The following is a 4,987-nucleotide window of genomic DNA, read 5'->3' as shown; positions in this document are numbered from 1 at the left end:
TTACCTAAAGGGATTGATTTAAATCAGGCAGATCAGCATTATTTAAATCAAGTTGCCATGTCACTGAATACTCGTCCTAGAAAAGCGTTAGATTGGCTTACACCATTAGAGAAATTTGCTCAGCTTGTTGATTATCATAAGACTTTTCAAACTGTCGCACCTCATGTTTGAATTCGCCTACCTATGTTAATTCCAATGACCAATGAATAATTACTATTTTCAAATTCTTTAAATAAGTTGTTCAAAGTATCTACGGCAGAGTGATGAGGAGCAAAACTATGTGTAGCATCTAAATGAAATTTTAAATATGATTCTGAAAATCTTTTCTTTGCTCTAATTAATAGCTCAGATTTGCCATCTCCACTACTCCCACACAAAAATATGACTTTTCTTGAGTGTTCTGAAAGATTTTCTAAAACATCAAAAAATCTATGCTCTATCGGCATTTCTACATATAGATCTTCTTTTATACTAACTAAATAAGAGTCTAAGTCATTTTCTGTGGAAACAGCATAAGATGATGATTTAGACAATATACTTACAGCATCCGTAAAAAGCATGATTCTCTTCTATAAAAATATTAATATAAAACAATATCTTAAACAATATCTTAAACAATAACATAAAACTATATTGTGCACTAGTGATACATTAGTCAGATAAGAAATTTTCTTATATTAATCTATTGGAATATTACAAAAAAAGAAAGCTCTATGGCTTTCTTTTTCTTAATACTTTTAAGATTTCTCCATAGACTTTGATTGCGAAACTTACACAATTATTTGAAGGTATATCTTTAGGAATCTCAACAATAAAATACTCTTTAGTAGAAGTTAAGCTTTTTAATACTAGGCAATTAGAATCTAAGAAAAATATTAATTTCAAATCATCATTACTACATAGACAATTGTGTTCAAATTTGAATCCGTGATTCTTAACTAAGTAACTTTCTACAAATATTTTTATAACTTCGAAATTCTGATTTGCTTTACTAGTCATTTTATATGACTCCTCATATATAGTCTTTGCAATAAAAAAGAGGATTTAATCCTCTTCTTACTGCCTGCTCATCAGCTTTTCCTCAATCCACTGATTCACCTCGAGTGCCGACCAACCAACACAATTCACACTCAACTTAATTGGTTTGGGAAATGTTGAATCGTAGCACTTAGATTGAGGATTAAGTTTTTCATATATAACTGAACGGCTAATACCCGTAACTGCAATAACTTCTTTAATCCTAATAATTTGGTTTATGTGAAACATCTGATCATCCGATAAATACATTTAATTTCTCCTACTACTATTAAAAATCGAACCAAGCTTAGGAAATGAACTAATTCACAGTTCTCACATTTCGTTGTAAACCTTGCTGAATATCTTTTACAAAACCATCTGTTTGATTAAGTTGACGTTTAACTTTGGCTTTCGTTTCACACTGCTCTTGCTCAACTTCAGTTACCTCATCCATATAGAATTCCTCCACCAAATCTAATCCCTCTTCAGAATTCACTTCGAACCTTGCATTGTTATAACCTTGCAGTGCCATCTGATCTAAAGCTGTTTGATTAAAGCCGCTCTGCTTACTTTGTTGCTCTATATCCTTTGCCGTTTTAATGGCGTGTTGAAGATTGATACCATCACGCAAAGTTAAATCCACGTAATACACAGGGGTCCGATAGCTTTGTGTGGTTGATTTGCCCCTCAAAGTCAATTGCAGTGGCAAACACGAAAGTAAGCCATTAGAAGCAGCATGGTAATAACCCAGTCGTGCTGCCAAAGTTCGAATACTATTAAAGCCTGTCGTTCTAAAGATAAAAGTACCAAGTTCATCCGATTCATCCAGATTGACATGTAGTCGTCCATAAGGTTTACAGTTGCCACCTTGTGCCAATGGGCATAAATCAGGGGATGGACATGGATATTGTTCTACTCCTTGATTGGTCAATCGTTGACAAGTTTCTCCATTGCCTACACAAATGGGGCGACCTGTTTGACGATCAAATAAGCTGTATTCAGCACGCAAATTGAGTTCAGGATCATTAAAGATCATCCGCACTGGAATAGTTCTGAGTTTTTGGTTTTGTGCTTTGGCTCTGAGTTGTTCATCTAAGGGGTGTTTGATCCATCCCTCCTTACCTTGGATTTGGCTGGTAATAGTAAATTGGTCATCCTTTTCAGGCAGACGTTTACCGTTCTTTTCGACCACTTTACCAATACTGATTCTACCAAGTATTGGCGGTGTAATTGCTAAACCTTTGATCATGTTGTTTGTCCTATAAATAAAATTTTACTGATTACCCCTTGCTATGTAAGTAAACAGAATTATGAAAAGCTACGACTTCGCAAAAACCGCCATTGTTGGTCTACCGCTCCTTCGGGAGTCGGTAGATCGGGGGTGGTTTTTTTGCGCTTTTGGGAAGAATGGGTATTTCATCTATATAGTTAGCGATATAGACGCTTGGTTTCGATAGGGTCAGTCATCATCGCTATAGATTTGAAAACGTCGTGTCCCAACTTTGTTTTGTGGAAATTGCTCAAGCATTTCGGGATGAAGTTTGAGTACAGCCTTACTGTCTAAAGTAATGGAGTCTTTAGATCGCTTCCATGTCACCGAGCCAGTGGCAAAAGTCGCTCGTTCTGCATCCTTCATCAACATTTGAATTTGATGTTTGGTTTCATCAAAGTTGTTTTGGTGGATTTCAATGTGATGCTTCTCTTTCAACAATTGGCTAAATAATCGATTGGCGTGCTCGTTTTGACTAAGGTCTTCCACGGTTAAGGGCACATGTTGTGGGTAGAGTTGTTGGATTGCTCTAGCTGCGGAGTCACTGGCATCGACATCAGGCGGTGTATCTTTTTCGACACATTCCCAAAAGTAGCGTTCTGAATCAATGATGTGCTTAATCACGGTTTCACTACGTGTGACTTTATAAATACGTGTTTCATGACCACAGATCAGCACACAAATATGGGCTGCCTGTTTTCCTGTCACTGCGAGTTGATGTTGTACTTGGCAGAGTACATATAAAGGCACACCATCTCGCCACAACTTTGCACCATGTTCACCTGCGGTTTTACATTCTAAAATCTGGACTTCATCACTGCCTACCACCGAGTAATCCAAGTTTGCCAACATAAAATGCTTATCCGCTTCGGGGTGTTGTAGCACTGCATTGATGCGACGTACCTTATTGTTGGTATGCATGCTGTAATATTCAGCCACTAACGGTTCAAGTTGTTTGCCCCAATATAAAGGTGCATGTCCTGAACTTTCATCTTCAATAGATTGTTTGACTCGTCCCGTTTTGATCATCCATAGTTCAAGCATCGACATATAGGGATTGAGTCCACACGCTGCGGCACAATCACTACTACCGATGCCTTGGCGACGTACTTCAAGCCATTCTGCTTGAGTCATATTTTTGGTATTGACTAAGCGTTTGGCGGTAAACAATTTTGGTGCGATAAAGGGTGCGCTTGCTTGTTGTATGGATGGGTTTAATATTGCTGTATTCATGTTTTATTCCTGTTTTTTAATAAGGGGATTCGATTCAAATGACAAATTTCGGGCATAAAAAAACCACAGCCGAAGCTATGATTTTCATAATTTTTAAAATTTAAGATTCTCTTTAAAAATGCTTAGTTAGGTCTAACTTTCCATGACTGAAATTTAGTTTTTACATGATCAAATCATGCTTAACGCTTGTTCCAATCCTCGTTGTTTGATTGATGCACCTGCACCAAACCAAGCTGAATCAAGTCGATGGTCAGTGCTCATAGCACGACGTTCATGGTCGATAAATTCAGTGATCGAGCAAAGTAATCCATAGGCGGTATCTTTGGCTGAAGAGAGGTTTGCTCCTCGTCCCTGACCATTAAACATCTCCATAGCTTTACTCATCGACTTGGCATTCGGTTCAGATTTTTCCTTGCCATTGGCTTGTGCTTGAGTGGCAACATCTCGATAGAACTGAATAATGTTGTCTTCTTGGTCAGTGATGCTCATCGTGGTGTTATTAAACACAGCATCGAAATAAGCGGCTGCTTCATACTGGGTGACTTTACGTTGACTGAGTTGTTTCATCTCATACATGTGCTCATCCCATGTACGAACTGAAATACCGAGTTGTTGTTTGACTTTATCTGCATCAAACTTGGTACTGTGAGGAACTTTCACCACGCCTGCACTGCTGTTCTGACCTTTCAGTGCAATCGCCAACGTGTTATTACACACCACTCGGATTGAGGTAAATTGTGCGGTGGTAGCAAGAGTTCCATCACAAGCGGTAGCTAGAAGAATATAGCCATTACTGACATCTTTATCTTTGAGTGATGAAGTTTGTCCTGTGCGTGCCAATGCCCAGAACTTTTTACCGCCTTTAAGTACCCCTGCGGTTTCAAGTTCAAAACCTGATTGCTCAGTCAGGTCACGATAGAATTCTAAAATCTCTCTCGGTTGGACTTCCTGAAAGCGTTGACTGACGACTGATAGTGGTGCATGAGTATCGGAACGATAAAGTACTCGTTGTTCTTCATAAGGCATGATGATGCTTTGTCCTCGTTCATTCTGTGCCATATAACTGACATTAGAGGATTCGATCCGCCAATCCATGCCTGCTTGTTGTGCCCAGATTTCTATCGGTTGGTTTTGACTTAGTTGATTACCTAGACCATGCCAAGGGGTATCACCGACATAAGCCATTTGTTCAAGTTGATGTGCCATAGTTGTATTCCTTTTAAATTAAACTGAAATTTGAATCTGTGTGGATATGAATATTCTTTAGTGCAAAAGATGAGTTGGAAATTTTTGGTAGCAATTGTGGCAAAAGCACAAATTCTGCTGTGATGATGTGCTTTGTTCAGTGAGTGAATTCAACACACTACCCAATACTGTTCCTGCAATTCCACCGACAATCGGTGGCAGATTGAAAGACTTTGCGACCGTGGTTCCCAATGCACCCAATGTGGTCGGTGTGACCAAATT

The 4,987-nt window shown here is 38.5% G+C and carries 7 protein-coding genes and 1 pseudogene; 1 reads left to right on the top strand and 7 read right to left on the bottom strand.

What is annotated here, in order from left to right:
* A pseudogene (locus MN869_RS20200) lies at window positions 1–171 on the top strand (IS30 family transposase); the annotation flags it as partial.
* Here the strand turns inward: MN869_RS20200 and dptF are convergent.
* The 7 genes from dptF to MN869_RS20165 form a co-directional block, all read right to left on the bottom strand.
* On the bottom strand, window positions 162–560 hold the full coding sequence (gene dptF, locus MN869_RS20195) for a DNA phosphorothioation-dependent restriction protein DptF (protein WP_243309218.1): 399 nt from the start codon (window positions 558–560) through the stop codon (window positions 162–164). The pseudogene MN869_RS20200 and the gene dptF sit on opposite strands and share 10 nt — an antisense overlap.
* Window positions 561–711: 151 nt before the next feature.
* Window positions 712–999, bottom strand: coding sequence for a hypothetical protein (locus MN869_RS20190; RefSeq protein WP_004991926.1), 288 nt, complete (start codon window positions 997–999; stop codon window positions 712–714).
* A gap of 57 nt (window positions 1,000–1,056) precedes the next feature.
* Complete coding sequence (locus tag MN869_RS20185) at window positions 1,057–1,287, bottom strand: AlpA family transcriptional regulator (protein WP_243309217.1); 231 nt, start codon at window positions 1,285–1,287, stop codon at window positions 1,057–1,059.
* A 49-nt stretch (window positions 1,288–1,336) separates the two neighbouring features.
* Window positions 1,337–2,266 (bottom strand): hydrolase or metal-binding protein, encoded by a 930-nt coding sequence (locus tag MN869_RS20180; protein WP_243309215.1) that lies wholly within the window; start codon window positions 2,264–2,266, stop codon window positions 1,337–1,339.
* Between the two features lie 210 nt (window positions 2,267–2,476).
* Window positions 2,477–3,520: a lambda-exonuclease family protein gene (locus MN869_RS20175; protein WP_243309214.1), complete on the bottom strand. Its 1,044-nt coding sequence runs from the start codon at window positions 3,518–3,520 to the stop codon at window positions 2,477–2,479.
* 168 nt (window positions 3,521–3,688) lie between these two features.
* The gene (locus MN869_RS20170) at window positions 3,689–4,726 is read right to left on the bottom strand and encodes a DUF932 domain-containing protein (RefSeq protein WP_243309212.1); all 1,038 of its coding nucleotides are present in this window, start codon (window positions 4,724–4,726) and stop codon (window positions 3,689–3,691) included.
* A 57-nt stretch (window positions 4,727–4,783) separates the two neighbouring features.
* A partial coding sequence (locus MN869_RS20165; RefSeq protein WP_243309210.1) for a hypothetical protein occupies window positions 4,784–4,987 on the bottom strand: 204 nt, incomplete at its 5' end.

The organism is Acinetobacter sp. NIPH1876, from assembly GCF_022808535.1.
Classification (GTDB): domain Bacteria; phylum Pseudomonadota; class Gammaproteobacteria; order Pseudomonadales; family Moraxellaceae; genus Acinetobacter; species Acinetobacter higginsii.
The sequence above is the reverse complement of the archived record's forward strand: the minus strand, read 5'-3'. Positions and strand labels throughout refer to the sequence as shown.

Bases quoted from the DNA above. Each gene is read 5' to 3' on its own strand.
- MN869_RS20185 (WP_243309217.1), bottom strand. From the start codon at position 1,287: ATGTATTTATCGGATGATCAGATGTTTCACATAAACCAAATTATTAGG.
- MN869_RS20190 (WP_004991926.1), bottom strand. From the start codon at position 999: ATGACTAGTAAAGCAAATCAGAATTTCGAAGTTATAAAAATATTTGTA.
- MN869_RS20170 (WP_243309212.1), bottom strand. From the start codon at position 4,726: ATGGCACATCAACTTGAACAAATGGCTTATGTCGGTGATACCCCTTGG.
- MN869_RS20175 (WP_243309214.1), bottom strand. From the start codon at position 3,520: ATGAATACAGCAATATTAAACCCATCCATACAACAAGCAAGCGCACCC.
- dptF (WP_243309218.1), bottom strand. From the start codon at position 560: ATGCTTTTTACGGATGCTGTAAGTATATTGTCTAAATCATCATCTTAT.
- MN869_RS20180 (WP_243309215.1), bottom strand. From the start codon at position 2,266: ATGATCAAAGGTTTAGCAATTACACCGCCAATACTTGGTAGAATCAGT.